Genomic DNA, 25,660 nt, shown 5'->3' with positions numbered 1-25,660 from the left:
TCCGACATGACAGCAGTACCGGCCGGATCAGCGGATCCGAATCCGCCCGTAATCGCCGTCGTCGGGCCTACCGGATCCGGTAAGTCCGATCTCGCCGTCCATCTCGCCCTCGCGATCGACGGCGAGGTCATCAACGCCGATGCTATGCAGTTCTACCGCGGAATGGACATCGGCACGGCCAAGATCAGCGTCGCCGAACGCAGGGGAGTGCCCCACCACCTGCTGGACACGATGGATGTCACCGAGGAAGCCAGCGTCTCCGCATTCCAGGCCGACTGCCGCGCCGCCATCCGTGATATTCATGGTCGCGGCAAGCGCGCCATCCTGGTGGGCGGCTCCGGCCTTTACGTCCGGGCAGCGTTGGACGTCCTGGAATTTCCCGGCACGGACCCCGGCGTACGGCAACGGCTGGAGCAGGAGCACGAAACAGCCGGTCTTCGGAGCCTCCAGGAACGCCTGCAGCACGTCGACCCCGTTTCTGCCGGAAGGCTCGGTGACGCCCGCCGCGTGATCCGCGCGCTGGAAGTCTTCGAGCTCACGGGGCGTCCGTTCAGCTCCTTCATGCCGAAACGCGAGTACTTCCAGCCGGCCGTGCAGATCGGGCTCGACGTCGACCGCGGAGTACTGCGCGAGCGATTGGCCGCGCGCGTCCTGGGGATGGTCGACGCGGGTCTCCTTGACGAGGTCGCGCGGCTCGACGCCGCCGGACTGCGACAAGGGAAGACCGCATCGCGGGCGCTGGGATATGCCCAATTCCTGCGGGTCCTCGACGGCGAGTCCGACACCGCTACCGCGGCCGAAGAAACCATCGTGGCCACCCGGCAATTCGCGCGCCGCCAGCTCACCTGGTTCCGGGCAGACCCCCGGATCCACTGGCTTGACTGGCAGGATCCGGATTTGGTGGCCAAAGCCGCAGAAATCTGCTCGAGCCCGGCGTCGGTGATTTAGGCGCGGCCCCTACTGCAGGTAGCCTTGAGCCATGGATGAAACCCTTGCATTTTCCGCCCCGCAGCCTGCCGCTGCCGGCGGTGCCGTACCCGCCTCCGGTCTTCACGGACTGGCCTTCTCCAAGGGGCACGGCACGGGCAACGACTTCGTCCTCATCGCGGACCCCGAAGACGCGCACCAGATTTCTCCGGACCAGGTCGCAGCACTGTGCGACCGCCACCTGGGCATCGGCGGGGACGGTCTCATCCGGGCAGTCCCTTCGCGCTTCCTGCCCGAAGGCCTCCAGTTGCTCGAAGCGGACTCCGATGCCGAATGGTTCATGGATTACCGAAACGGCGACGGTTCGTTGTCCGAGATGTGCGGCAACGGCGTCCGGGTCTTCGTCCAATTCCTGATCGAGCAGGGTCTTGTCGTGCTCAACACCGGTGAATCCCTGACCATCGGGACGCGCGGCGGCATCAAGAAGATCGTGAGGACTTCCGAGGGCTATGCAGTGGACATGGGACCGTGGGAGTTCATTTTCCCCAAGGACGCCACCAGCAAGGCCATGGACTCCCTCGTCAGCGCCGACGGACTGGAAGTCGCCCGGCCAGCCCTTTCCGTCAGCATGGGCAACCCGCACACGGTCGTGGCATTGGCCGAACTTTCAGAGCTCAAGTCCACGCAGCTCTTCAAGGCGCCCGTCGTCGATCCCAAGCCGGCCAACGGCACCAACGTCGAGTTCGTGGTTCCCGCGGAGCCCCTCGTTCACGACGGTGTAGGCAACATCACTATGCGGGTCCACGAACGCGGCGTCGGTGAGACCCAATCGTGCGGCACCGGTGCCTGCGCGGCCGCCGTTGCCATCCGCCACTGGGCCGGGGAAGGCGCTCCCGACACGTGGCGCGTCAAGGTGCCGGGCGGCGTCGTCGGCGTGCGCTTCTTCCCGGGAGAAAGCGGCCGTGAACATGTTGAGCTCAGCGGGCCGGCCGTGATAGTCGCTAGCGGGACGCTTTCCTGATTCGCAGCACGCGGAAGGATTTCGACGTACTTTCCCGGGATACCGAGAACGAAGCGTCGAGGGTATCGGCCAGCCAACGCTGAAGCGAGTCCGCTCCAAGGTTTTTCTGCACCACAAGCCAGGCGTTTCCACCCGGAGCGAGCCGCGGCAGCCACCTGAGCAGCAGGTTGTGGAGTTCGTCCTTGCCGATGCGGATGGGCGGATTTGACCAGATGGTGTCGAACGTCAAGTCGGGGTCGACGTCGTCGGGCAGGCTCGCTGTGACATTCCCGAGCTCCAGCAGGGCGGCATTCTCGTTCGTCAAGGTGACGCAGCGCTCGTTGACATCGACGGCGTGGACGCGGGCGTGCGGAGCCATGAGCCCCATCGTCAACGCTATGGGACCCCAGCCGCAGCCGATGTCCAGCAGATTTCCCTGCGGGGCCGGAGGTGGAACTTCGGAGAGCAGGATCGCTGTTCCTTTGTCGATCCCGTCGGGGCTGAAGATACCGCCCGATGTCTGGAGCCGGCGGGTCGCGCCGGCCAGTTCCACCGTGAGGGACTTGCGGGTGAACGGCCCCGCGGGCTGTGCGCTGAAATAGTGAGCAGACTCCATAGCTTGCCAGATTAGTGGCCAGCAGCGGGCAAGGGAAACCGCGCACGCCTCCGTTCCCGCTCAACACGGGCTTGACGGGGTCTGATAGTCTGATCCGCATGTTCTTGATCTTTGAGTAGCCGGCAATTTGTAAGTAGCCGGCAGTGCCCGCGACGCAGGCCTGCTTGATTTGCAGCGCCATTCCGCCTTGGCATGTCCGGTCCAGACGTTGCTTCTTGACGCCTGGACACTCAGCAGATCGTCCCCTCCCGTCCTTGGAACTGAGCAGCCAATCGCGCAGTCCGTTCCGGATGGAGGTCCCGGACCGTCGGCAGAGCCTTGCCAGGCATCAGCCCTGCGCGAATTCCGCGCCATAAGAGACGAATCGGCACTATTCTGGAAATGCCGAACCCCCTAAAGGAGACCATGACCACGCAGAAGAACACCGGACCCGATTCCGACGCCCAGGACCTGAGTCCTGAAGAAATCCAGGCTGTCATCGACCGGATTCTCTCCAAGGACGCACCTGCCATAGTTCAGGACCGCGACGAACCCCGGGGCGTGTTTGGCAAGGCCCAGGCAATCTCCCGCCTGGACGAAGAGCACAGCATCTACGACGGCGATCAAGAGGATCTGGCCGAACGGCGGGCCCTGCGCCGAACGGCGGGCCTGTCCACGGAACTTGAAGATGTCACCGAGGTTGAATACCGGCAGTTGCGCCTTGAGCGCGTAGTGCTGGCCGGCCTCTGGACCGAAGGCACCCTTGCCGACGCCGAGAATTCCCTGCGGGAACTTGCCGCCCTGGCCGAAACGGCCGGCTCGGAAGTCCTGGACGGGATTGTCCAGCGCCGCATGAAGCCGGACCCCGGCACGTTCCTTGGCTCGGGCAAAGCCCTCGAGCTCAAGGACATTGTGATGGCCACCGGCGCGGACACCGTGGTGGTCGACGCCGAATTGGCACCGTCCCAGCGGCGCGGCCTTGAGGATATCGTCAAGGTCAAGGTGGTGGACCGCACCACGTTGATCCTGGACATCTTTGCGCAGCATGCCAAGAGCCGCGAAGGCAAGGCCCAGGTTGAGCTGGCACAGCTGGAATACCTGTTGCCGCGCCTGCGTGGTTGGGGCGATTCCATGTCCCGCCAGGCCGGTGGCCAGGTGGGTGGTGCCGGCGCCGGCATGGGTTCGCGTGGTCCTGGTGAAACCAAGATCGAACTTGACCGCCGTCGGATCCGCACACGCATGGCCAAGCTGCGGCGTGAAATCGCCGCGATGAAGCCATCGCGCGAGACCAAGCGGGCCAACCGCCGTCGTAATGCCGTTCCTTCGGTCGCCATCGCCGGTTACACGAACGCCGGAAAGTCGTCACTGCTCAACCGCCTGACGGATGCCGGTGTCCTCGTCGAGAACGCGCTGTTCGCCACCCTGGATCCCACGGTCCGGAAGGCCCAGACCCCTGACGGGATCGGCTACACGCTCTCGGACACCGTCGGCTTCGTGCGCTCGCTGCCCACCCAGCTCGTGGAGGCTTTCCGATCCACGCTGGAAGAGGTGGCCGACGCCGATCTGATCCTCCACGTGGTGGACGTTTCGCATCCCGATCCGGAAGGCCAGATCGCGGCCGTCCGCACGGTGTTCAGCGAGGTTGATGCCCGGAAGATCCCGGAAATCATTGTCCTGAACAAGGCAGACGCTGCGGATCCGTTTGTCGTGGAACGGCTCAAGCAGAAAGAGCCACGCAACGTCGTCGTGTCCACCCGCACCGGACAGGGCATTGCCGAGCTCCTTGGAGCCATCAGCGAGGCCATCCCGCGTCCTGGTGTGCGCCTTGAGGTTCTGATTCCGTACAACCGGGGTGAGCTCATCAACAAGCTGCACAACACAGACGCCGAAATCCTCAGCCTTGAACATGAGGAGGAAGGTACCCGCGTGGTGGCCATGGTCCATGAAAACCTGGCAGCCGAGTTGGAGTCGTTCGTCAGCAATGGTTGACCCAGAGGCGGGGGAGCGCGGCGGGACCGTGGGGGAACGGACCGCCCTCGAACTCCTGGACAAAGCGGTCGCGGGCATGGGCGGCCAGAACCGCGTTGGCCAACACGAAATGGCCAGGCAGGTGGCGCGGGCGATCGAGACCGGGGAACACCTCCTGGTCCAGGCGGGCACGGGCACGGGCAAGTCCCTTGCGTACTTGATTCCGCTGATTGCGCACGCGATGGAGAGCAACAAGCCTGCGCTCGTGTCCACGGCCACGCTCGCCCTGCAGACGCAGATCGTGGGCCGGGATTTGCCCCGTCTCCTGGAGACGATCAATCCGGAGCTGGAGCGCCCGGTAAGCATCGCGCTGGTCAAGGGCCGGGCCAACTATGTCTGCCGGCACAAGCTGGAGGGCGGTTTCCCCAGCGAGGAGCCCGCTGAAGGGCAGTTGTTCTCCCTCGGCGAGGACACGAGCGTTCCGCATCTCGCCGCAGCCATCGGCGGGCCCGCCTCGCAGCTCGGCAAGGAGGTCCTGCGGCTGCGTGAGTGGGCCGCGAAGACCGCCACGGGGGACCGGGACGAACTCATGCCGGGCGTGACGGACCGGGCGTGGCGCCAGGTATCAGTCACGTCGATGGAATGCCTCGGGGCGCAGAAGTGTCCGATGGCGGAGGAATGCTTCAGCGAGCTGGCTCGCCACCGTGCCGCGGAGTCCGACGTCGTAGTCACCAATCACGCGATGCTCGCGGTCAGCGCCTTCGAAGGCCTGGCCGTGCTGCCCGAATACGACGTGGTCGTGGTGGACGAGGCCCACGAGCTGCAGGACCGCGTGACCGGTGCCGTGTCCGGGCAGCTGTCCGTGGCGATGATCCATGCCGCGGCCTCGAGCGCCCGCAAACACACTGCGATCACGGTGGACGCGCTGAACGCCGCTGCGGACCGCTTGGAACTTGCGATCATCGGAGCGCCCTCCGGCCTGCTGCCCAACGGGCTCAATGACGAACAACTTGATTGCGTGGACCAGCTGCGGGAAGCCTGCCGTGCAGCGCTTTCCGATTCGAAGGGCGACTCGTCCAACGCGGTCGACGGCGGCCGCCAGCTCGCGCGCTCACGGCTGATGTTGATCCTCGAGCTGTGCGAACGGTTGCTCTCGGCCCGGGAAAACCGGGAAGTCGTGTGGCTCTCCCGGAACAGCACCTTCGATCCGCAGCAGGGCTATACGGCGCCCGACGAGGATTCGCCTGCGCTCATCAATATCGCGCCGCTCAGCGTTGCCGGACGCCTGCGGGAGGGGCTCTTCGCGGGCCATACCGTGGTGTTGACCTCTGCCACCTTGGCTATCGGCTCCGCGTTCGAGGCCACGGCCGGAGGGCTGGGACTGACAGGACAAGGGGCCCCCAGCTGGACCGGCGTGGATGTAGGCTCGCCCTTCGACTACCCGAAGCAGGGCATGCTGTACGTCGCCAAGCACTTGCCCAAGCCGGGGCGCGGCACCTCGCCCGAAGCGCTGGACGAACTTGAAGAGCTCATCAAGGCCTCGCACGGCGGAGCATTGTGCCTGTTTTCTTCCCGCCGTGCAGCGGAGGACGCGGCGGAAGCGATGCGCTCACGCCTGGACGTGGATATCTTGTGCCAGGGTGAATCGACCATGGCCGCACTGGTCAGGCAGTTTGCCGAGGAAAAGGACACGTGCCTGTTCGGCACCATGTCCCTTTGGCAGGGCGTTGACGTGCCCGGCGGTTCATGCAGGCTGGTAGTGATTGACCGGATCCCGTTCCCTCGTCCGGACGATCCCCTGATGACGGCACGGTCCCGCGCCGTGGCCCAGGCCGGCGGCAACGGTTTCATGGCAGTTTCGGCGACGCACGCCGCCATCCGGCTAGCCCAAGGGGCCGGCCGGCTCATCCGCTCAACGGGGGACAAGGGAGTCGTGGCCGTGCTGGATTCACGGCTTTCGACGGAGCGCTACGGCAATTTCCTCCGGGCAGCGTTGCCGCCCTTCTGGCCCACCACGGACCGTTCGGTGGTGCGCGGTGCGCTCGAACGGCTCTACGCCGAGTCGGCTTAACAGGACCGCACCAGCAAGCAGCGGCCTCAGGCCCGCGGAAACGGGCGCTTGTTTCCGATCCCGGAGCCTGTAGGTGGGGAGCCGGAAACAAGCCCCGGTCCTGGTGCCCGGGTAGTGGGGTCATCCGTCGTGCCAGTGCGAGGGCATTTCCAGATCCGAGGGTAGAAGAGTCGCGCGACTGCCTCTGGCGGCATTGAGCTGCGGCTGGGTTAGATATATGGCCTTGGATAGGTCAGTGCGGTCAAACCTTGCATCCCTGACGTCTGCGCCGAGCAGATCCACACCCGATAAATCACTGTCCCGCAGATCCGCGCCAATCAGGTGGGCCCCTCTGAGGTTTGCCCCGCACAACCGGCGGGATCTGAGATTCTTGCCCATCAGATCAGCTCCCGGTTTTAGCGTGGAATCCAGATGGTCGCCTCCGGCGGCAAAGTAGGAGGCCCGTATTTCTTCGCTGACGCCGACTAGCGTTGACCTCACCTGGGAGTGAAGTTCTTGAATATCCAGTGCGAGCAGGTCCGTCAGCTCGCCGCCGACTGCCTGTTTGATCGTATTCCGGAGCTTTACCGCACGGTTTGAGGAGTCGGGATCGAAAGTTCGTGCCCCTGCCTCGGCCAGGTACCAGAGCATCTCATGAAGCTGTCGGGCGGTTTTGAACGCGGAAAACATCTCGTCTTTGGTATCGGGGTGCGTAAGCCAGCTCTTTCCGGCGAAGAACCCTTGCGACACGTTTTGGCCAGCCCCGAAGCAGTCAAAGACCGTGCAGCCACGAAAGCCTCTTGGGCGCAGTCTGTCGTGGATGGTGCAGGAGAAGTCAGGTGCAAGGTTTTGGCAGGGAGAGCCTGCGGGTTTGTCGAGGGCAAAATCTGCAGAGCGGGAGAACCCGAACGCTGTGCAGCACAGGGCAAAGCAATTCCCACAGTCCGGGCGCAGGGATTGCCGGTCGAGGGCAGGTGAAAAGGGCTCGGTAGAGTTCGCCGATGATGTTTGCATGTGATCGTCCAGAGGTGAGTTCGGTGTTGGGCGTTGAGCAGGGGAACTCCACGTATGGAGTTCCCCTCGCGGGCGCACGGAATCACTGCTCGCTAAGGAGCGGCCTGGAATCGTTCAAAGGCCTGTGGATCACAGAGAAAAATGAAATATCACTGGCATCAGAATACCTGACTACCAGGCGGAGCGGGTCCGCGGGGACGCCCGGCTCCACGGCGGCGGTCGACCCGGCACGAGCAAGCCGTAGGTCCTAAGTGCGGGCCTCATGCCGTCAAAGCAACGGACTAAAGTGAGCGCAGGACCGAGACGACCTTGCCCATGATCGTGGCATGGTCTCCCAGGATGGGCTCGTACTGCGTGTTCTGGGGGAGCAGCCACGTATGGCCGTCGCGCTGCCGGAAGGTCTTGACGGTGGCTTCGTCGTCCAGGAGTGCGGCCACGATGTCGCCGTTGAGTGCGTCGTTTTGACGCCGTACCACCACCCAGTCCCCATCGCAGATAGCCGCGTCGATCATGGAATCGCCGGCGACCTTCAGCATGAAGAGTTCGCCATGGCCTACCAGCTGGCGGGGCAACGGCAGGACGTCTTCAACCGTCTGGTCCGCCAGGATGGGTCCGCCGGCAGCAATGCGCCCGACGAGGGGAACCATGGCCGTATCACTGGCACTCGCAAGTTCCGTGACAGCCAGGCCGCCGGCGCTGCGGAGTTTCGCCGGCGCTTCAACGCCGGGTATGGCCGAGCCGGCGTCCAGGGTCAACGGCATGAGGACTTCCATTGCACGCGGGCGCTTGGGATCGCGCCGAAGATAGCCAAGCTTCTCAAGCTGTGACAACTGGTGCGTGACGCTGGACAAGCTGGCCAAGCCAACAGTGTCCCCGATTTCACGCATCGACGGCGGATAGCCATGATCGTTCACCGAACGTTGGATGGTCTCCAGGATTTTCTTCTGGCGGACGGTCAGGCTCTTGGGTGTCTTCTGCGGCTGCTGGCTCCGCGCTGAAGCCGACCCGCTGCCAGTGGCTTTCGCTGCCATGTTCGCCAACGCCCTTCCGTTCCGCCCGTACGGCGCTGAGGCCTTGCCGGGACTGTCGGCCTGAAATGTCAGACCCTCCTGTTGCACTGATTCAGTGCTCGTTCCTTCACTCAAACGTAGGGCAGGCACAGGCGTTTATCAAACATTTGTTCTAGCGAGTCTCGACATCATTCGTTGATAAGTGCTAAAAATGTCCTAGCAAGGTTCGAATATGTGTTCTATAAAAGTGATGCAGGATCCGGGTTTTCGTTCGAATCGTTCGAACGGATCGACGAACAGCCGTCCTGCAAGCACTGACTGAAGGCAAGAATTGGCAGCCGCAACCAGAGATTCCGGAACGCGGCATTGTTCAGAAGGGCTCAGCTCATGTCCGCAATTACCATCACCCACAGGTCCGGCCGCAGCACGGCACCGGGCCGGCTTCGCCTGACCCGCCGGGGACGCATGGTCTTCTTCGGCGTCCCGGCAATGCTCTTGGTCGCAGCGCTCCTCAGCCTGGCGGGATTCCTGAATTCGCCGGCCAAGGCTGCTGATTCCACCGCCGAGCTGCAGCCCACCTCCAGCACGAGCGTCACGGTGCAAGTGGGCCAGTCCTTGTGGGGAATTGCGGGAACTGCCGCGCCTTCCCGGGATCCACGGGACGTCGTTGCCGAGATCATCCAGCTGAACAACCTTCAGGACGGCCGCATCGTGCCGGGCCAGCAGCTGTTCATTCCTTCCACCTAAAGGGCAATCCTGACCGGGCCGGCAGCCCGCCTGGAGGGGCGCCGGGCCGTCACAGTTTCAGTGCATCCACCGCGGCGCCTTAAACTGTCATGGTGAGTGACCAGCTTGAGCGACTTGACCGACTTCCCCTCCGGACCAACCTCCGCGGCCTGAGCCCGTATGGCGCGCCGCAGCTTGATGTTCCGATTTTGCTCAACGTCAACGAAAACACGCATGGCGTGCCAGCCGATGTCCAGGCGGCCATCACCGAGGCGGTAGCGGAAGCCGCCGTCGGGCTGAACCGCTACCCGGACCGCGAGTTCACCGAACTACGCGAGGCCCTTGCCGAATACCTCGGCCACGACCTTGCGGCCGAAAACATCTGGGCGGCCAACGGCTCCAATGAAGTGCTGCAGCAGATCCTCCAGGTTTTTGGTGGTCCGGGCCGGTCCGCGCTCGGTTTCCCGCCCACGTACTCGATGTACCCCCTGCTGGCCAGCGGAACCGACACGGCATACATCGCGGGTGTTCGTGCTGAAGACTATGGACTCGATGCAGCCTCGGCCGCCGCGCAGGTCCGCGAACTCAAGCCGAATGTCGTGTTCCTCTGCTCCCCGAACAACCCCACCGGCACGGGACTTGGCCTGGACGTCGTCGAGGCCGTATACGAAGCCGGCGAGGCGAGCCAGACGGTAGTGATCGTCGACGAGGCCTACCACGAGTTCGCCCACGACAACACGCCGAGTGCGTTGACGCTCCTCCCTGGCCGGGAGCGCCTCATTGTCTCCCGGACCATGAGCAAGGCTTTCGCCCTCGCCGGTGCACGCATCGGCTACATGGCAGCTGCCCCCGAGGTCGCCGATGCGATCCGCTTGGTCCGCCTCCCGTATCACCTCTCCGCCATCACGCAGGCAACCGCGCTGGCAGCCCTCCGGCACCGCGAAGCCCTCATGGCCGACGTCGAGGACATCAAGGTCCAACGCGACCGCATTGTCAGCGAGCTGACCCGCATGGGCTTCAAGCCAGCCGCTTCGGATTCGAACTATGTGTTCTTCGGCGGAATCGAAAACCCCCATGCCCTGTGGCAAGGCCTCCTGGAGCGCGGAGTCCTGATCCGCGACGTCGGCATACCGGGCCACCTCCGCGTCACCGCCGGTACGGAGCCTGAGACCACGGCCTTCCTTGAGGCGCTCGAAGCCTTGCTGGACGGCCAGGTCTCCGCACCGGCCTAGACTTGAACAAGTCCCACCACTCCTTCCTCCTAAGGACCATCAATGAGCGAAAACGGCGCCAGCACGGCGGCCGCCCGGACAGCACGCATGGAACGCACCACCAGCGAGTCCTCCGTCCTGGTTGAAATCAACCTCGACGGCACGGGAGTCTCGGATATCAGTACGTCGGTGCCGTTCTATGACCACATGCTGACGGCGCTCTGCAAGCATTCGCTCATCGACATGACTGTCAAGGCGACCGGAGACACCCACATCGACGCCCACCACACCGTGGAGGATGTTGCGATCACCTTCGGTGAGGTCCTCCGCAGCGCCTTGGGCAACAAGGCGGGCATCCGTCGCTTCGGCGAGGCCACGGTCCCGTTGGATGAAGCGCTGGCCCACGCCGTCGTGGACGTCTCCGGACGCCCGTACCTCGTCCACGGCGGGGAGCCGGCCGGCCAGGAATACCACCTGATCGGTGGGCACTTCACCGGTTCGCTTACCCGCCACGTCTTTGAGGCCATCACCCTGCACGCCGGCATCTGCCTTCACATGAATGTCCTGGCCGGCCGCGATCCGCACCACATCGTGGAGGCCCAGTTCAAGGCGTTCGCCCGTGCGCTCCGTTCCGCCGTTGAGTCCGACCCCCGAGTCGAGGGCATTCCGTCCACGAAGGGCGCCTTGTGAGTACGCACATCCTCAAGGATGGCGCCGTCGTGGATCCGAAGGCTGCCAGCCGCATTGTCTCGCCTGAAGGAAAACCGACCGTAACGGTTCTTGACTACGGCTCGGGCAATGTCCGCTCGGCAGTCCGGGCGCTTGAGCGTGCCGGAGCAGCAGTCACGTTGAGCGCCAAGCCCGACGACGTCCTGAACGCCGATGGGCTCGTGGTTCCCGGCGTCGGCGCCTTCGAAACAGTGATGCGCGAACTCAAGGCAGTCGACGCCATCCGGATGATCGGCCGCCGTGTGGCCGGGGGCCGGCCCGTCCTGGGTATCTGCGTCGGTCTCCAGGTGTTGTTCGAGGCCGGAGTGGAGCACGGTACCGAGGCAGAAGGCATGGGCGAGTGGCCAGGCAAGGTGGAACTCCTCCCAGCGCCCGTTGTCCCGCACATGGGCTGGAACACCGTGGACGTGCCCGAAGGCTCAAAGCTGTTCGCCGGCGTCGAGCACGAACGTTTCTATTTCGTACACTCGTACGGCGTGCAGAAGTGGGAATTCGACGTCGTCCAGCCCCGCATGGCCCCGCCGAAGGTGACCTGGTCCGAGCACGGCGCCCCCTTCATCGCCGCCGTGGAGAACGGTCCGTTGTGCGCCACGCAATTCCACCCCGAGAAGTCTGGCGACGCCGGAGCCCGGCTCCTGCGGAACTGGGTTGAGGGCTTGCGCCCACAAGCAAAAGTCCAGCCGCAGGCGACCGAGGCCGGAGGCACTGCCTAGTATGTGGTCCGTTATTTTCATGGGCGCGGCCGGGCTGCTGGTTGGCGGCGGAATCTCCTTCCACCAGCAGAAACGTCCCGCCTGGGTCTCGGTTTCGTTCTACGTCCTGGCCGGCCTGGCACTGCTCGCGGCCTACCTCTTCACCCTGCCCGCCAAATGATCCTTCCGGGCAACCGACGCCCGTCTCCACAACACCGAGGACTTCAATGACCACCGCCTCCGAACTGCCTGTTCTGGAACTCCTGCCCGCCGTCGACATCGTGGACGGCCAGGCTGTCCGTCTCCTTCAGGGAGAGGCCGGCTCCGAGACCAGCTACGGCACCCCGCTGGAAGCTGCACTGAACTGGCAGAACGCCGGAGCCGAATGGGTACACATGGTGGACCTTGATGCCGCCTTCGGCCGCGGCAACAATGCCGGCCTCATCAGCGAGGTCGTCTCGCAGCTGAGCGTCAAGGTGGAGCTTTCCGGCGGGCTGCGCGACGACGATTCCCTTGAGCGCGCACTTGAGCTCGGCGTCGCCCGCGTGAACCTCGGAACCGCAGCGTTGGAGAACCCTGAGTGGACCCGCCGGGCCATCGACCGCTTCGGTGACAAGATCGCCGTCGGGCTCGACGTCCGCGGCACAACGCTCGCGGGCCGTGGCTGGACCAAGGAGGGCGGGGATCTCTGGGAGGTTTTGGCCCGCCTTGAGGACGCCGGTTGTGCCCGCTACGTGGTCACCGACGTCACGAAGGACGGAACGTTGCAGGGTCCCAACGTGGAGCTGTTGCGCCAGATGGTCGAAAAGACCGGCAAACCCGTCGTTGCGTCGGGCGGCATTTCAAGCCTCGAGGACCTGCGCGTCCTGCGCGAACTCGTACCGCTCGGGGTCGAAGGAGCGATCGTCGGTAAGGCGCTGTACGCCGGCGCCTTCACGCTTCCGGAAGCCCTGGACGTCGCCGGCCGCCGCTGATGTCGCAGGATCCACAGCCCACTGCTGACAAGGCTTCAGCTCCGGCACCCCGGCAGTTGCCCGGGCACATCGCCGCGGCCCTGGCCGGTGCCGGGGGAACCGGCGATTCCGCCGGCCAGCCCTGGGCGGGCCGGGACCTGGCCGGTGACGCCGCCAAGATCCATAATTTCGAAGACGACGACGGAACGGCCGACGCCGGCTACCTCGCCGCCGTCGCGGCCTTGCTCGCCGGTACCGGAAGCGAAGCTGCGGTGGTGGCTTCGTTGGCAACCGCCAGGGTCTTTGTCCCGGTGGTGGCCCAGCTCGCTGCGGAAGCCGAAGGCGTGGACGGCCTCCATGCCGACAAGCAGGCCGACATGGCGCTCGTGACCCTGAAAGCGCCGGATGGGCGCACGGCCATGCCCGTGTTCACCTCCGCTGCCGCCCTTGAAGCATGGCACCCGCAGGCCCGACCCGTCGCCGTTTATGCAGCCCGGGCGGCGTTGTCCGCCGTGTCGGAGGGAGCCCAGCTGCTCGTCCTGGATCCCGGTTCCGATGTCACCTTCGTGGTGCGCCGGCCGGCCATGTGGTCATTGGCGCAGCAGCGCGACTGGACGCCGTCGTACCTTGATGATGAACTGGAGGCTGCTCTCAATTCCTTGGCGGGGACGTACCCGGCCGTGCGGCGCCTGGAGATGCGGCCAGGATCGGGGATGGCTTCGCGCACGGCTGATGGATCGGCCATGGCCGGCGGGGGCCCCGGGCCTGAATTGCGCGTGGTGCTGTACCTCGAGGACGGCCTGGACGCCGCCGCGGTGCAGGATCTCGTCTCCGGGCTGAACGGACGTTGGGTGCAGAACGAATTGTTCGCCGAGCGGGTTGACTCTATCGAAGTCAGCTTGCAGCGGGCGGCACAGTAGCCGAAGGCACAGGGGGAACGTCCTTGTCCTGCCCTCGGCAGAACAGAGGATGTATCTCGTGAATTTCTCTCTCTACCGGGAGATGCTTTCCATCACGTCCGTGCGGCGTCTCCTGCTGGTGGGCATGGTCGCCCGCATACCGCACTCGGCGGCGGGAGTTCTGCTTACCCTGCACATCGTGCTGACCTTGGGCAAGGGATACGCCGCCGCCGGTGCTGCGGCCGCGGTATTCACCATCGGAATCGCGATCGGCGCTCCGTGGCGAGGGCGGCGTGTGGACACTGTCGGCCTGCGCAAGGCGCTTGTTCCCTCGGTGGTGTCTGAGCTGGTGATTTGGTCCGTCGTTCCGCACGTCAGCTACGAATGGATCCTTCCCCTCGTCTTCGTCGGAGGCCTGTTGACGCTGCCGATCTTCAGCGTCATCCGGCAGTCCCTCGGTGTGCTGGTTGATGGCGAGCAACGGCGTTCGGCCTACGCCCTGGATTCGATCGGCACCGAAGTGGTCTTCATGATCGGCCCCGCAGTGGGCGCAGTTGTGGCTACCAGCGGTTTCACGGTCCTCGGCCTGACCATCGTGGGCGTGTGCACCTCGGCGGCCGGCCTCTTCCTGCTGTGGTTCAACCCGCCCACCCGCAGCGAGGGCGTCCTGGATGCAGGCCAGACGGCCGACCGGGATGCCGATGAGCTCCATGCGGCCGAAGCCGCGGTGGTGGCTTCGGCGCCGGCCCATCTCCAGGAAGCCGCATCGGAGATGGCTCCGACGGTCCCGCAACCTTCCGGGCTCCGCGGAAAGATGGCCCGGAACTTCACATGGTTCACCGCGGCGGTGGCCGCCGTGTTCGCCGTCGCCGCAGGATCCGGCATGGTACTAAGCGGCACCGACGTCGGAATCGTCGCAGTGTTGCAGCGCGGCGGGCACGAGAGCGAGATCGGAATTGTCTTCTTCTTCTGGTGTGCCTCTTCGGTAGTCGGCGGCCTCATCTACGGCGCCATGCACCGGCCTGTCTCACCGATCCTGCTCCTGCTGGGCATGGCGGCCCTGACCATTCCGATGGGCTTCGCCGGGGACACCTGGACCCTTGCTTTGTTGTCCCTGCTCCCCGGCCTGCTCTGCGCGCCGGTGTTGTCCGCGGCTTCGGAAAAGGTCGCCGAGATCGTGGATGAGGACCGGCGCGGCGAGGCAATGGGCTGGTATGGCTCGGCTCTTACAGCAGGCGTGGCTTTCGGTTCGCCGGTCGCGGGGCTCTTTATCGACGGCGTCGGGCCGTGGGCCGGCTTCGTCGCCGTCGGGACGGCGGGAGTGGTGCTGTGCCTTGCCGGACTGTTCCTCCAGCTGCGTCGGCGCCGGATCATGACCACCACCCAGGCCGGTGCGGGGGATCCGGCCACCTGAGTTGCGCCGAAACCGCCAGGATACGACGACGGCGGGCCGGCCAAAGGGGCCAGCCCGCCGTCGCGGTGGTACGGGTGCTCCGGGTCAGTTGACCGGGCCGGTGAACTTTTCGCCCGGGCCCTTGCCCGGCTCGTCCGGGATGAGGGAAGCTTCGCGGAACGCAAGCTGCAGGGAACGGAGGCCATCGCGCAAGGGACCGGCATGCTGCGAGCCGATTTCCGGTGCTGCGGCGGTGACCAGGCCGGCCAAAGCGGTGATCAGTTTGCGGGCTTCGTCCAGGTCCTTGAGCTCCCCGGCCTCGGGGTCGTCGGCCAAACCCACCTTGACGGCCGCAGCGCTCATGAGGTGAACGGCGCCGGTGGTGATGACCTCAACAGCCGGAACTTCCGAAATGTCGCGGATCTGCTGGCCTACTCCGGCGTCGGTGCCGGCGGGCTCGTGGTCGAGGGAATTGCTGTCTGAAGTGCTCATGCTGGTAAGCTTGTCACAGACCGACTGGAAGTTGCCATTTTCCGTGGCACACGCAGCGCTCGGCCCCCATCCTTAATGTGCGGTTGGTTGCCGATTTCTGTAGAATTGATTTTCAGTTTGCAAGCGGAGTTCTCTCCCACCCGCGTCAGCCGTTTCCCTCCGGGGATATAAGTTGCCGGGTACCTGGTCGGACGCCGTTCAAGGTCAGCCTTGGATGGTGCGAACGCCCCTCCAAGGGGCCGTTTCCGATCTTCGAGGCCTTCGATTGCGCCAGCAATTGGGGGCCTTCTCTATTTGCCGGTGGAATACTCATCACAACAACAGGAGCTTTGACATTAGCGAGCCAAGAATCAATGAGCGTATCCGCGTCCCCGAGGTGCGTTTGGTCGGCCCTGCCGGCGAACAGGTTGGAATCGTCCGTATTGAGGACGCCCTGCGTCTGGCTGCCGAGGCTGACCTGGATCTCGTTGAAGTTGCACCGCAGGCGAAGCCTCCGGTGTGCAAGCTGATGGACTTCGGCAAGTACAAGTACGAAGCCGCTGTTAAAGCCCGTGAGGCCCGCAAGAACCAGACCAACACGGTTCTTAAGGAAATCCGCTTCCGCCTGAAGATCGACACCCACGACTACGAGACCAAGCGCGGCCACGCGCTTCGCTTCCTTGGTGCCGGTGACAAGGTGAAAGCCATGATCCAGTTCCGCGGACGTGAGCAGCAGCGCCCCGAAATGGGCATCCGCCTGTTGCAGCGCTTCGCTGAGGACGTTGCCGAAGTTGGCGTGATTGAGTCCAGCCCGCGCATCGATGGCCGCAACATGGTCATGGTGATCGGTCCGTTGAAGAACAAGGCCGAGGCCAAGGCCGAGGCCCGCCGCGCGGCGCAGCGTGCAGAAGCCAAAGCCCAGAATGAAGCCAAGGCCGCAGGCCGCATTGACGTTTCAGGCGAGGATGCTCCCTTGACCCAGTCACTCGCGGACTTGCTCCCGGCGGAACTCTTGACCCAGACCGGGGAAACCCAGGCCGAGGAAACCCAGGCCGAGGAAACCCAGGCCGAGGAAACCGTTCCCGACGTCGTTGAGGCGGAGGCTGCCGAAGTCGAGGAGGCTCCGGTCGCTGAGGAATCGGTTGTCGAAGAGGCCCCTGTGGTTGAAGCGGCTCCGGTTGTCGAAAAGGCTCCCGTGGCTGAAGCAGCACCGGCACCGGCGCCCGCAAAGGCTCCTGAGCAGGCAGCTTCCAAGCCTGTTGTTCCGGCCGCCCCCAAGCCTGCCGCTACACCAGTACCGAAACCGATGGCGAAGCCCGCGGTTCCGAAGCCTGCAGCTCGACCGGCAGCCCCCAAGGCCGCTCCGAAGCCCGCGGCACGCAAGACCAACTAGTCACGCCGCAGGAGGCATCCCCTCCGCCCGGCACGAAAGCAGCAGCTGCCCCGTATGGGGAGGCTGCACGAAAGAACTGCAGACCCAGTCTGCGGACACGTAAGGAGATCGGTTCCCATGCCGAAGATGAAGACCCACAGTGGTGCTAAGAAGCGCTTCAAGCTGACCGGTACCGGCAAGCTGAAGCGCCAGCAGGCTAACCGCCGCCACTACCTGGAGCACAAGTCCTCCACGCTGACCCGTCGCCTTGCCGGCGACAGGATCGTCTTCAAGGGCGATGCCAAGGTCATCAAGAAGATGCTCGGCGTCTAAGTTCCAAGTTTTCTGGTTGCTGCCATCCGGTAGCTGCCGACTACACCAAAGCCTTCTCAGGCCGGCCGGGTTTCCGGCAGTAGCAGCTTGGGATAAGAATTTTGAAGGAGTACGCACGTGGCACGTGTGAAGCGGGCGGTAAACGCCCACAAGAAGCGTCGGGTTGTCCTTGAACGGGCCAAGGGTTACCGCGGTCAGCGGTCTCGCCTGTACCGCAAGGCAAAAGAGCAGCTGCTGCACTCGTTTGTGTACAGCTACGGCGACCGCCGCAAGAAGAAGGGTGACTTCCGTCGCCTCTGGATCCAGCGCATCAACGCTGCATCCCGCGCCAACGGCCTGACCTACAACCGTCTGATCCAGGGCCTGAAGGCCGCTGAGGTCGAGGTTGACCGCCGCATGCTGGCAGAGCTGGCCGTCTCCGACGCCAACGCTTTCGCCGCTCTGGTCAAGGTTGCCAAGGACTCCCTGCCTGCCGACACTTCCGCTCCGGCCGCCAAGGCCGAGGCCGCTCCGAAGGCTGCCGCCAAGACCGCCCCGGCTGCTAAGGCTGCTTCCGGCGTGAAGGCCTCCGTTTCCGAGGAAGAGCCCGCTGCCAAGGCACCCAAGGCCAAGGCTGCGAAGAAGCCTGCCGCTGAAGCTGCTGAGTAGCACGCGTAGCCTCAGTTCATGGGACAGTGGCAACTGCCACTAAAGTTCTATATATGAACGAAACCGGGCGCCCGCAAGAACTTCCGATGTCCAACCCCCGAGCCGATCGGGTCAGGGATGTCGCGAAGCTTGCAGGGCGCCCGGCCCGTTTAAAGCGCGGCCGGTTCCTCGCGGAAGGCCCCCAGGCCGTTCGCGAAGCGCTGGTCCTGCACCGGGAGCGGACCGCGGCGGGGGAGCCCGGCGTCGTACACGAAGTCTTCGCGAGCGAAAGCTGCCTGGAGCGGCTCCCTGAACTGGCCGAGCTCGCCGACGGCGTTGCCTTGCGGCTCGCGAACGACGATGTCCTGGCCGCCATGGCGGACACCGTCAATCCCCAGGGGATTGTGGCCGTCTGCGGTTTTGTGGACGTCAGCCTTGAATCAGTGCTCGACGCCGGGGCGCGGCTGATCGCCGTCATGTGCCAAGTGCGGGATCCCGGCAACGCCGGAACGGTGCTTCGGGCCGCTGATGCGGCCGGGGCGGATGCGGTGGTCTTGACGGCCTCCAGCGTTGACATTTACAACCCGAAAGCTGTGCGGTCCACGGCAGGTTCGCTCTTCCACCTGCCGGTGGTCCTCGGTGCGGACGTCGAAGAGCTTGTGGCCCTCTGCAAGGAGCGTGGCATCGGGATTCTCGCAGCCGACGGCTACGGCACCCTCAACCTGGACAAACTCCAGGACGAGAACGCGGCACGCCGCCTGGGTGCGTCGGCAGCGCCTTCCGCCTACGCACTCGAGGCCCCGACGGCCTGGCTGTTCGGCAACGAGGCGCAAGGACTTTCAGACTTCGAGCTGGCCCTTGCGGACCATCGTGTCGCAGTGCCCGTCTATGGTTCGGCGGAAAGCCTGAACCTCGGCACGGCCGCCACTGTCTGTCTGTACGCCAGCGCACGCTCCCAGCACGCCGCCTGAGAATTTCCCAACAGGTACGGTATTACTTGCAGGGATGCAGCCCCGCGGTCCGTTCCTGCCGATTCACTCACATCCCCTGAACTCACATCCCCTGAACCGAAGAAGAGGTGGAGCCTTCGTGGCTGCAAATGGCGGTACCAAGGCAATCGTGGCGGCATTGAGTGCCAACCTGGCGATCGCTGTGCTCAAATTCGTCGCATTCGTCCTGACGATGTCGTCATCCATGCTGGCCGAGGCGATCCACTCCGTAGCCGACTCCGGCAACCAATTGCTCCTGCTGCTCGGCGGGAAGCGGGCGCAACGGGCCGCAAGTCCCGAACACCCGTTCGGCTACGGCCGGGAGCGCTACATCTACGCCTTCATCGTCTCGATCGTGCTGTTCAGCGTGGGCGGCCTCTTCGCGCTCTACGAAGCCTGGGAGAAATTCCAGCACCCCCATGGCATTGAAGGGGATTTCTGGTGGGTGCCGCTCGCCGTGCTGTTCGGAGCCATTGCGGCGGAGTCCTTCTCCTTCCGCACCGCAATCCACGAATCCAACCCCTTGCGCGGCAAACAGAGCTGGATCAAATTCATCCGCAACGCCAAGCAACCGGAACTGCCCGTGATCCTCCTGGAGGATTTCGGAGCCCTCCTGGGCCTCGTTTTCGCGCTGTTCGGCGTGAGCCTGACACTGATCACGGGCGATGGCTTGTGGGACGCCGCCGGCACAGGAATGATCGGCCTGCTTCTCGTGGGCATCGCCGTCGTGCTCGCGGTGGAAACCAAGTCGTTGCTGCTCGGCGAATCAGCCACCAAAGAGGACAATGCGCGGATCACGGAAGCCATTGAGTCCGATGGCACGCGCATCATCCACCTCAAGACCATGCACCTGGGCCCGGAGGAGTTGCTTGTCGCTGCGAAGATCAGCGTTGGCGCGGCAGATACGGGACAGGCGATCGCCAAAGCGATCGACGCCGCCGAACTCAGGATCCGCACTGCAGTACCGATCGCCCGGGTCATCTACCTGGAGCCCGACGTCGAGCGGGTCCAGGTCTAAGCAGCCCCGAGGCAGCGTAGCGGCGGGGGCGCGTTATCCGGCAGCATGCGTCTAAGCGACGAAGGAGCGAGCATGCAGAGGATGATGCGCTTTCGTCGCGTAACCAAGCATGCTGGGCAACACTAAGCCGCCAGCGGCCGCGTGCGCTCCAACCAGCCGCTGATGCCCGCGACGCCGAGGCCCAGGACTGCCAGGACAGCTCCAACGAGGGCAGGGGCGACGTATCCCCAGCCCCAGGCGATGACCACGCCGCCGAGGAACGCGCCAAGGGCGTTGGCGATGTTCAGGGCCGAGTGGTTGAGCGAAGAGGCCAAGGACGGGGCGTCCGGCGAAGCGTCGAGGAGGCGCGTCTGCAGGGGCGGAATAAGCATGGAGCCGATACCGCCCACGATGAAGACCATGATGAAGGCCGACCACGCCCAGTGGGCTGCGACGGCGTAGGCCACCAGCGCCAAGGCGATGAGGGGAAGGACCCGGTAGATGGTTCCCATGACCGACTTGTCGGCGATGCGGCCGCCCACGATATTGCCTGCCACCATGCCGAGTCCGTAGAGGGCGACTACGAGGGGGATCAGCGCCTCCGGGATCCCGGCAACGGACGTCATGGTGTGGGAGATGTATGTGTAGGTGGCAAAGAAGCCGCCGAAACCGATGATTCCGATCAGCAGTGCCAGCCACACCTGGATGCGTTTGAGAGCACCAAGTTCCCGGCGGATGCTTGCCTCGGGGTGGGCAGGCTCAAAGGGGACAAACTTCCACAGCAACACACTGGTGGCCAGGCCGATGATGCCCACCACGACGAAGAGCAGGCGCCACCCGAATGTCTGGCCGAGCCACGTAGCCGCAGGAACGCCGATCACGTTGGCGACGGTAAGTCCGCCCATGACCATCGAAATCGCCCAACCTCGCTTGGTGGGAGCAACCAGGCTCGCTGCGATGACCGCGGCGATCCCGAAGAAGGCGCCATGGGGCAGTCCCGAGGCAAACCTCGTGATCACCATGGTTCCGTAGTCCGGTGCAATGAAGGACGTCAGGTTCGCTATGGAAAGGAACAGCATGAGTCCCAAGGCGAGTTGCTTGCGGGGGAGCCGGGCGCCCAGCGCCGCGAAGACCGGCGCCCCCACCACGACCCCCAAGGCGTAGGCGGAAATCAGGTTCCCGGCCTCGGGAGTGCTGATATTGAGTCCCTGCTCGATCTCCTTGAGCAAGCCCATCATGGTGAACTCCGTGGTTCCGATGGCGAATCCGCCCATGGCAAGGGCGAAGATCGCCAGCGACACGTGACGGCTTCCGGTCTTTTGGGAGGTCTTAGTGACAGCGGTAGTGGTCATCGTCCTGTTTCTTGGGGGCGAGCGGGATGCCACTCGAAGGGAATAAAGCCGACTTTTAACCTTAGTGCGAGTCGCCGCCGAATGTCCCCGAATGTGACAACTTCCATAGGCAGGGGTGATGAGCTGACGGCCAATAGACTGTTGCGGTGACTGGACTGATAAGCGTGGCGGGCGCCGCCGTCGTCGATTCCCTTGAAAGCCCGAAGCGGCTGCTTGCCGCAAGACGCAGCGCCCCGCCGCAATTCGCGGGAATGTGGGAGTTCCCGGGCGGCAAGCTGGAGGCGGGGGAGTCCTTCGAAAACGCGCTGCACCGCGAGCTGCTCGAGGAACTCGGGATCACTGTCCGGCTCGGGGCCGAAGTGGAACCGGACGCAGGCGACGGTTGGCCCCTGAACGAACGGGCCGTCATGAGGGTATGGTTCGCCGAACTGCTTGACGGCGAACCGCGTCCGCTCCAAGACCACGATGAACTCCGGTGGGTTCGGCTTGGCAACGGAGACGAAGCGTTCACGTTGCCGTGGATTCCTGCTGACCTGCCGATTGTCCGTGCACTGCTGGAACGGGTGGCCTCGGGGCTGCTCGGCTAAAAAACCCGGCTAGAAGAGAGTCGACTGGCCGGTTGCGGGAAAGGAAGCCGCTGGAAGTGAAGCCGGCGTCTCCTTGCCCGCTGTCGCGTTCCTGTGGCTGAAACCGCTGCTCCCGGAAAAGCCGTGACGGGCCTTGAAGTAGTTGATGCGGCCACTCAGCCAGGTCCTGTATTCCTTCGAAGCGTACGAGCCTTGGCCGTAAAGGCGCCGGTACTTGCCGACGAGGCCGGGGTGATGTGCCGCCAGCCATTGCATGAACCATTCCCGCGTGCCCGGCTTCAGGTACAACGCCCCGGCCGTCACGCCAGTGGCACCGGCCCCGGACAGGGCGGTAAAGAGCGACTCCAGGGCGTCATCGCTGTCCGTCAGCCACGGCAGGATGGGCATGGCCATGACACCACAAGGCAGCCCGGCCTCCCGCAGCCGGCGGATGAGCTTGAGCCTGGCTCGCGGCGCGGGCGTGCCCGGTTCCACTGCCGAGGCCAGGGTTTCGTCAGTCATGGCCAGCGAGATACCCAGATCCACGGACACTTGGCTGGAGGCGTGCTTGAGGAGGGGAACGTCGCGGCCCAGGAGGGTTCCCTTGGTGAGGATGGAAAACGGAGTGCCGGAATCGGCCAGGGCCCGGATGATCCCCGGCATCAACTGGTAGCGGCCCTCTGCCCGCTGGTACGGATCTGTGTTGGTGCCAAGGGCCACATGATGGTGGCCCCACGAGGGTTTGGACAGTTCCTTGCGCAGCACTTCCGCCGCGTTGATCTTCACTATGACTTGGGAATCGAAATCGTGTCCGGCGTCGAACTCCAGGTAGGTGTGGCTCTTGCGTGCCAAGCAGTAGACGCAGGCGTGGCTGCACCCGCGGTAGGGGTTGACCGTCCATTCGAAAGGCATCTGGGAACCGGACGCCACCTTGTTGAGCACCGATTTGGCGGTGACCTCATGAAAGGTGACTCCGGAGAATTCGGGGGTTGAGACGGAACGCACAAGCCCGGCCAGCGGCAGCAGTGCGTCCGTTGCTGGGGCGGCTCCGGACAGAATGCTGTCGCTGTTGTCTCCGGGTGCCGGACCACGTTGTGGTGAAAGTGCTTGTGCGTCCCATCTCATGGCCTCCATTCGAATATATGTTCGAACACTTGTCAAGGCCCGATGAAAGAACGCCCATGGAAGATCGAACGATGACCCTGGAAGCCGGGCCAGCTCTTGATAGGGTGGGTTCATGATTCTGCTGACGGGTTTCGAGCCGTTTGGCGGCGATTCCGACAACCCCTCGTGGGCTGCCGTCCTCGAAGCGCAGGAAGTTTTGCGCGCCGAAGGGCATGAGGTGGAAGCGCTCGAGCTACCGTGCGTTTTCGGTGAATCCGCTGCCGTCCTGCGCGAGGCCATGGGGAGGCTGCGCCCGGAGCTGGTCGTGTGCGCCGGGCTCGCCGGCGGCCGGGACCGGCTCTCCTTGGAGCGCGTGGCTATTAACTGCGATGACGCCAGAATCCCGGACAACGCTGGAAACAGGCCCATCGACAAGCCTGTGGTGCCGGAAGGGCCCGCGGCGTACTTCAGCACACTGCCGGTGAAGTCCGCGCTCAGAGCGCTGCAGATCGCCGGAATCCGCGCCGAAGTCTCGCAGACTGCCGGGACCTACGTCTGCAACCACGTGTTCTACGCCCTGATGCACGAGCTCGCCGGGGGTGTTGCACCCCGCGCGCGGGGCGGCTTCGTCCACGTTCCCTATGACGAGGCCCGACTGCCGAAGGGCAGTGCCGCGCCTGGGATGGCGACGCGCGACATGGGACGGGGGATCGCCGTCGTCGTGCGGACTGCGCTTGAGACTCCGGTGGACGTGAAGCTATCCGCGGGCGCTGTCCACTAGCCGCCGTTACTCCCCGGTGAGTCGAGCTCCCACTGCACCACAACGCTCGCCGTAACCGCCACCGATCCCGCTTCGATGGGCACGCTTTCGCTCGCTGCGGCGCGCTTCATACCGCCCATCATCGGCACCGGCGACCCATGCTCCAGGCGCTGGTCTATGGATAGCACTTGCCCCAGCCGGCCGCCGGCAAGTGCGGCAAACCGGGCCGCGTTTGCTTCGGCCTCCCGCCATGCCGCCTCTTGCGCCCGCGCGGCAACGGCGGAGGAATCCGTGAATCCTTGTTCGATCCCGTTGATGCGAAGGCTGTCACCGCCTGCAGCCACCGCGGCGGATATGGCCGCCGGAGCCGCTGACGGCGGGCTGACCCGGGCAACCAAGGTCGTGGATGCAACATAACCAGTAACCTTTTGCCCTTGGTTTTCGGCCCAGACGAGTTCGGCACGGAGATTGAGGCCACTGGTGCGCAGGTCAAGACCGGCCACACCGCGCCCGCGCAACGCCTCCCTCACCGCCGAGGCGATCGCGCCGGCGTCGCAGTAGGCAGCTTCGGCCGCATCGCGCCTGACCTCGACGGCGAGCGTGAACGTGAGCAGGTCAGGAACGGCTTCGGCGGTTCCTTCCCCGGTGACAGTGATGGTGCGGGCCGGTGTCATGAGGCCATGCTAGCCCCGGGCGCTCGCGGACGCCGTCCGAAGGGTGTCACGGGTTAAAGCCCCACCGAACCCTTCTACTAGACTGGGTGTTAGTGCCCGCCGGACGTGTCCAGCGAGCATCGCTCCTGCTTTTGCCATGGCCTCGCCTGGTGAAGACCATTTCCGACTCGTAGCTAAGAACAGTAGATGACTGACACTTTGCCGGGCGCTGCCATCCCGAACCCTCTGGATGAAGCCGCCATCACCGCTGCCGTTGAGGAAGCCGTCGCCGCGATTGCCGCTGCATCCTCCCTCGAAGAACTCAAAGCCGTCCGCTTGGCGCACACCGGCGAGAAGTCGCCTTTGAGCCTTGCCAACCGTGAGATCGGTGGCCTGCCCAAGGAGCAGAAGGCCGCCGCAGGCAAGCTCATGGGTTCCTCCCGTGGCCGCGTCAACCAGGCGCTCGCAGCACGGACCGCCGTGCTCGAAGCCGAAAACGACGCCCGCATCCTTGTCGAGGAAACCGTCGACGTCACGGCGGCGCCGCGGCGGCGCCGTGCCGGTGCCCGCCATCCCCTGTCCACGCTGCAGGACCGCGTGGCGGACATCTTCGTCGGCATGGGTTGGGAAATCGCCGAAGGACCCGAGGTCGAGTCCGAGTGGTTCAACTTCGACGCCCTCAACTTCAAGCCCGACCACCCGGCCCGCGAAATGCAGGACACCTTCTTCGTGGAGCCTCCCGAGGCGCACCTCCTCATGCGCACGCACACTTCCCCCGTGCAGGTCCGTTCCATGCTGGAGCGCGAAGTGCCCATCTATGTGCTGTGCCCGGGCAAGGTATTCCGCACCGATGAACTCGATGCCACCCACACGCCCGTGTTCCACCAGTTCGAGGGCCTTGCCATCGACAAGAAGCTGAGCATGGCCGACCTGCGCGGCACCTTGGAGCACTTCGCCCGGCAGATGTTCGGTGACGAGGCACAGATCCGGCTGCGTCCCAACTACTTCCCGTTCACCGAGCCCTCCGCAGAGCTGGACATCTGGCACCCCGGTGCCAAGGGCGGCCCTCGCTGGATCGAATGGGGCGGCTGCGGCATGGTCAATCCCAACGTCCTGCGCGCTGCCGGCATCGACCCGGACGAGTATTCAGGTTTTGCCTTCGGCATGGGCATCGAGCGCACGCTCATGTTCCGCAACGAGGTCGGCGACATGCGCGACATGATCGAAGGCGATGTACGTTTCAGCGAGCACTTCGGGATGGAGATCTAA

General features: G+C 64.6%; 27 protein-coding genes. 20 read left to right on the top strand and 7 right to left on the bottom strand.

The window, feature by feature from the left end:
* The first annotated feature begins 6 nt into the window (after positions 1–6).
* Positions 7–948 carry a tRNA (adenosine(37)-N6)-dimethylallyltransferase MiaA gene (gene miaA / locus AB0O52_RS00235; RefSeq protein ID WP_364531672.1) on the top strand — a complete coding sequence of 314 codons (942 nt, stop codon included), beginning with the start codon at positions 7–9 and terminating at the stop codon, positions 946–948.
* A gap of 31 nt (positions 949–979) precedes the next feature.
* Positions 980–1,948: a diaminopimelate epimerase gene (gene dapF / locus AB0O52_RS00230; RefSeq protein WP_364531669.1), complete on the top strand. Its 969-nt coding sequence runs from the start codon at positions 980–982 to the stop codon at positions 1,946–1,948.
* Here the strand turns inward: dapF and AB0O52_RS00225 are convergent.
* Complete coding sequence (locus AB0O52_RS00225) at positions 1,929–2,543, bottom strand: methyltransferase (protein WP_364531666.1); 615 nt, start codon at positions 2,541–2,543, stop codon at positions 1,929–1,931. The genes dapF and AB0O52_RS00225 overlap by 20 nt on opposite strands.
* A 405-nt stretch (positions 2,544–2,948) precedes the next feature.
* Between AB0O52_RS00225 and hflX the strand changes: the two genes are divergently transcribed.
* Both hflX and AB0O52_RS00215 read left to right on the top strand, forming a co-directional pair.
* Positions 2,949–4,511, top strand: coding sequence for a GTPase HflX (hflX, locus tag AB0O52_RS00220; protein WP_364531664.1), 1,563 nt, complete (start codon positions 2,949–2,951; stop codon positions 4,509–4,511).
* On the top strand, positions 4,504–6,561 hold the full coding sequence (locus AB0O52_RS00215; RefSeq protein ID WP_364531661.1) for an ATP-dependent DNA helicase: 2,058 nt from the start codon (positions 4,504–4,506) through the stop codon (positions 6,559–6,561). Before hflX ends, AB0O52_RS00215 begins: the two co-directional genes overlap by 8 nt.
* A 120-nt stretch (positions 6,562–6,681) precedes the next feature.
* Here AB0O52_RS00215 and AB0O52_RS00210 read toward each other — a convergent pair whose 3' ends face one another.
* A complete protein-coding gene (locus AB0O52_RS00210) occupies positions 6,682–7,554 on the bottom strand; it encodes a pentapeptide repeat-containing protein (RefSeq protein ID WP_364531658.1) in 873 nt (290 codons plus the stop codon).
* Between the two features lie 281 nt (positions 7,555–7,835).
* Entirely contained in the window at positions 7,836–8,585 is a 750-nt protein-coding gene (lexA, locus tag AB0O52_RS00205; protein WP_364531655.1) for a transcriptional repressor LexA, read from the bottom strand.
* Between the two features lie 366 nt (positions 8,586–8,951).
* Between lexA and AB0O52_RS00200 the strand changes: the two genes are divergently transcribed.
* The 8 genes from AB0O52_RS00200 (at position 8,952) to AB0O52_RS00165 (ending at position 15,188) form a co-directional block, all read left to right on the top strand.
* A complete protein-coding gene (locus tag AB0O52_RS00200) occupies positions 8,952–9,311 on the top strand; it encodes a LysM peptidoglycan-binding domain-containing protein (protein ID WP_364531652.1) in 360 nt (119 codons plus the stop codon).
* A 92-nt stretch (positions 9,312–9,403) separates the two neighbouring features.
* Positions 9,404–10,522, top strand: coding sequence for a histidinol-phosphate transaminase (locus AB0O52_RS00195; RefSeq protein WP_284983914.1), 1,119 nt, complete (start codon positions 9,404–9,406; stop codon positions 10,520–10,522).
* A gap of 42 nt (positions 10,523–10,564) precedes the next feature.
* Positions 10,565–11,191: an imidazoleglycerol-phosphate dehydratase HisB gene (gene hisB / locus AB0O52_RS00190; protein ID WP_364531648.1), complete on the top strand. Its 627-nt coding sequence runs from the start codon at positions 10,565–10,567 to the stop codon at positions 11,189–11,191.
* Complete coding sequence (gene hisH, locus AB0O52_RS00185) at positions 11,188–11,943, top strand: imidazole glycerol phosphate synthase subunit HisH (protein WP_364531645.1); 756 nt, start codon at positions 11,188–11,190, stop codon at positions 11,941–11,943. Before hisB ends, hisH begins: the two co-directional genes overlap by 4 nt.
* Before the next feature lies 1 nt (position 11,944).
* The gene (locus tag AB0O52_RS00180; protein WP_364531642.1) at positions 11,945–12,103 is read left to right on the top strand and encodes a hypothetical protein; all 159 of its coding nucleotides are present in this window, start codon (positions 11,945–11,947) and stop codon (positions 12,101–12,103) included.
* 46 nt (positions 12,104–12,149) lie between these two features.
* A complete protein-coding gene (gene priA, locus AB0O52_RS00175) occupies positions 12,150–12,896 on the top strand; it encodes a bifunctional 1-(5-phosphoribosyl)-5-((5-phosphoribosylamino)methylideneamino)imidazole-4-carboxamide isomerase/phosphoribosylanthranilate isomerase PriA (RefSeq protein WP_364531639.1) in 747 nt (248 codons plus the stop codon).
* Positions 12,896–13,795, top strand: coding sequence for an SseB family protein (locus AB0O52_RS00170; RefSeq protein WP_364531637.1), 900 nt, complete (start codon positions 12,896–12,898; stop codon positions 13,793–13,795). The genes priA and AB0O52_RS00170 overlap by 1 nt, the downstream gene beginning before the upstream one ends.
* A gap of 58 nt (positions 13,796–13,853) precedes the next feature.
* Positions 13,854–15,188: an MFS transporter gene (locus tag AB0O52_RS00165; RefSeq protein WP_364531634.1), complete on the top strand. Its 1,335-nt coding sequence runs from the start codon at positions 13,854–13,856 to the stop codon at positions 15,186–15,188.
* An 84-nt stretch (positions 15,189–15,272) separates the two neighbouring features.
* Here the strand turns inward: AB0O52_RS00165 and AB0O52_RS00160 are convergent, their stop codons facing one another.
* The gene (locus AB0O52_RS00160) at positions 15,273–15,659 is read right to left on the bottom strand and encodes a DUF1844 domain-containing protein (protein WP_364531631.1); all 387 of its coding nucleotides are present in this window, start codon (positions 15,657–15,659) and stop codon (positions 15,273–15,275) included.
* Between the two features lie 265 nt (positions 15,660–15,924).
* On the opposite strand from AB0O52_RS00160, the gene infC reads away from it, so the two are divergent.
* The 5 genes from infC (at position 15,925) to AB0O52_RS00135 (ending at position 19,977) form a co-directional block, all read left to right on the top strand.
* Positions 15,925–17,031, top strand: a complete 1,107-nt coding sequence (gene infC / locus AB0O52_RS00155) for a translation initiation factor IF-3 (RefSeq protein WP_364532661.1) — start codon at positions 15,925–15,927, stop codon at positions 17,029–17,031.
* Between the two features lie 117 nt (positions 17,032–17,148).
* Positions 17,149–17,343, top strand: coding sequence for a 50S ribosomal protein L35 (gene rpmI / locus AB0O52_RS00150; protein WP_028266640.1), 195 nt, complete (start codon positions 17,149–17,151; stop codon positions 17,341–17,343).
* Positions 17,344–17,460: 117 nt separating this feature from the next.
* A complete protein-coding gene (gene rplT / locus AB0O52_RS00145; RefSeq protein ID WP_364531628.1) occupies positions 17,461–17,991 on the top strand; it encodes a 50S ribosomal protein L20 in 531 nt (176 codons plus the stop codon).
* Between the two features lie 53 nt (positions 17,992–18,044).
* Positions 18,045–18,941 (top strand): RNA methyltransferase, encoded by an 897-nt coding sequence (locus AB0O52_RS00140; RefSeq protein ID WP_364531625.1) that lies wholly within the window; start codon positions 18,045–18,047, stop codon positions 18,939–18,941.
* Positions 18,942–19,059: 118 nt separating this feature from the next.
* Positions 19,060–19,977, top strand: a complete 918-nt coding sequence (locus AB0O52_RS00135; RefSeq protein ID WP_364531622.1) for a cation diffusion facilitator family transporter — start codon at positions 19,060–19,062, stop codon at positions 19,975–19,977.
* A 122-nt stretch (positions 19,978–20,099) separates the two neighbouring features.
* On the opposite strand, the gene AB0O52_RS00130 is transcribed toward AB0O52_RS00135, so the two are convergent.
* Complete coding sequence (locus AB0O52_RS00130; RefSeq protein WP_364531620.1) at positions 20,100–21,308, bottom strand: MFS transporter; 1,209 nt, start codon at positions 21,306–21,308, stop codon at positions 20,100–20,102.
* Positions 21,309–21,454: 146 nt separating this feature from the next.
* Here AB0O52_RS00130 and AB0O52_RS00125 point away from each other — a divergent pair, with 146 nt between their 5' ends.
* Positions 21,455–21,895 (top strand): (deoxy)nucleoside triphosphate pyrophosphohydrolase, encoded by a 441-nt coding sequence (locus AB0O52_RS00125; RefSeq protein ID WP_364531617.1) that lies wholly within the window; start codon positions 21,455–21,457, stop codon positions 21,893–21,895.
* A 9-nt stretch (positions 21,896–21,904) separates the two neighbouring features.
* Here the strand turns inward: AB0O52_RS00125 and AB0O52_RS00120 are convergent, their stop codons facing one another.
* The gene (locus AB0O52_RS00120; protein WP_364531614.1) at positions 21,905–22,999 is read right to left on the bottom strand and encodes an Rv2578c family radical SAM protein; all 1,095 of its coding nucleotides are present in this window, start codon (positions 22,997–22,999) and stop codon (positions 21,905–21,907) included.
* Between the two features lie 112 nt (positions 23,000–23,111).
* Here AB0O52_RS00120 and pcp point away from each other — a divergent pair, with 112 nt between their 5' ends.
* On the top strand, positions 23,112–23,759 hold the full coding sequence (gene pcp / locus AB0O52_RS00115) for a pyroglutamyl-peptidase I (protein WP_364531611.1): 648 nt from the start codon (positions 23,112–23,114) through the stop codon (positions 23,757–23,759).
* Here the strand turns inward: pcp and AB0O52_RS00110 are convergent.
* Positions 23,756–24,412 (bottom strand): SIMPL domain-containing protein, encoded by a 657-nt coding sequence (locus AB0O52_RS00110; protein ID WP_364531608.1) that lies wholly within the window; start codon positions 24,410–24,412, stop codon positions 23,756–23,758. The genes pcp and AB0O52_RS00110 overlap by 4 nt on opposite strands.
* Before the next feature lie 186 nt (positions 24,413–24,598).
* Between AB0O52_RS00110 and pheS the strand changes: the two genes are divergently transcribed.
* Positions 24,599–25,660, top strand: a complete 1,062-nt coding sequence (gene pheS, locus AB0O52_RS00105; RefSeq protein ID WP_078105647.1) for a phenylalanine--tRNA ligase subunit alpha — start codon at positions 24,599–24,601, stop codon at positions 25,658–25,660.

Source organism: Arthrobacter sp. NPDC080073 (assembly GCF_040686575.1).
In the GTDB taxonomy this organism is placed as follows: Bacteria; Actinomycetota; Actinomycetes; order Actinomycetales; family Micrococcaceae; genus Arthrobacter.
Note: the sequence above shows the minus strand (reverse complement) of the source record. Positions and strands in the feature narration are given on the sequence as shown.

Coding starts and splice junctions, on each gene's coding strand:
- miaA (WP_364531672.1), top strand. CDS start 7: ATGACAGCAGTACCGGCCGGATCAGCGGATCCGAATCCGCCCGTAATC.
- AB0O52_RS00225 (WP_364531666.1), bottom strand. CDS start 2,543: ATGGAGTCTGCTCACTATTTCAGCGCACAGCCCGCGGGGCCGTTCACC.
- priA (WP_364531639.1), top strand. CDS start 12,150: ATGACCACCGCCTCCGAACTGCCTGTTCTGGAACTCCTGCCCGCCGTC.
- AB0O52_RS00210 (WP_364531658.1), bottom strand. CDS start 7,554: ATGCAAACATCATCGGCGAACTCTACCGAGCCCTTTTCACCTGCCCTC.
- AB0O52_RS00215 (WP_364531661.1), top strand. CDS start 4,504: ATGGTTGACCCAGAGGCGGGGGAGCGCGGCGGGACCGTGGGGGAACGG.
- AB0O52_RS00170 (WP_364531637.1), top strand. CDS start 12,896: ATGTCGCAGGATCCACAGCCCACTGCTGACAAGGCTTCAGCTCCGGCA.
- AB0O52_RS00140 (WP_364531625.1), top strand. CDS start 18,045: ATGAACGAAACCGGGCGCCCGCAAGAACTTCCGATGTCCAACCCCCGA.
- AB0O52_RS00180 (WP_364531642.1), top strand. CDS start 11,945: ATGTGGTCCGTTATTTTCATGGGCGCGGCCGGGCTGCTGGTTGGCGGC.
- AB0O52_RS00120 (WP_364531614.1), bottom strand. CDS start 22,999: ATGAGATGGGACGCACAAGCACTTTCACCACAACGTGGTCCGGCACCC.
- hisB (WP_364531648.1), top strand. CDS start 10,565: ATGAGCGAAAACGGCGCCAGCACGGCGGCCGCCCGGACAGCACGCATG.
- AB0O52_RS00160 (WP_364531631.1), bottom strand. CDS start 15,659: ATGAGCACTTCAGACAGCAATTCCCTCGACCACGAGCCCGCCGGCACC.
- dapF (WP_364531669.1), top strand. CDS start 980: ATGGATGAAACCCTTGCATTTTCCGCCCCGCAGCCTGCCGCTGCCGGC.
- hflX (WP_364531664.1), top strand. CDS start 2,949: ATGACCACGCAGAAGAACACCGGACCCGATTCCGACGCCCAGGACCTG.
- lexA (WP_364531655.1), bottom strand. CDS start 8,585: ATGGCAGCGAAAGCCACTGGCAGCGGGTCGGCTTCAGCGCGGAGCCAG.
- pcp (WP_364531611.1), top strand. CDS start 23,112: ATGATTCTGCTGACGGGTTTCGAGCCGTTTGGCGGCGATTCCGACAAC.
- AB0O52_RS00110 (WP_364531608.1), bottom strand. CDS start 24,412: ATGACACCGGCCCGCACCATCACTGTCACCGGGGAAGGAACCGCCGAA.
- rpmI (WP_028266640.1), top strand. CDS start 17,149: ATGCCGAAGATGAAGACCCACAGTGGTGCTAAGAAGCGCTTCAAGCTG.
- AB0O52_RS00130 (WP_364531620.1), bottom strand. CDS start 21,308: ATGACCACTACCGCTGTCACTAAGACCTCCCAAAAGACCGGAAGCCGT.
- AB0O52_RS00200 (WP_364531652.1), top strand. CDS start 8,952: ATGTCCGCAATTACCATCACCCACAGGTCCGGCCGCAGCACGGCACCG.
- pheS (WP_078105647.1), top strand. CDS start 24,599: ATGACTGACACTTTGCCGGGCGCTGCCATCCCGAACCCTCTGGATGAA.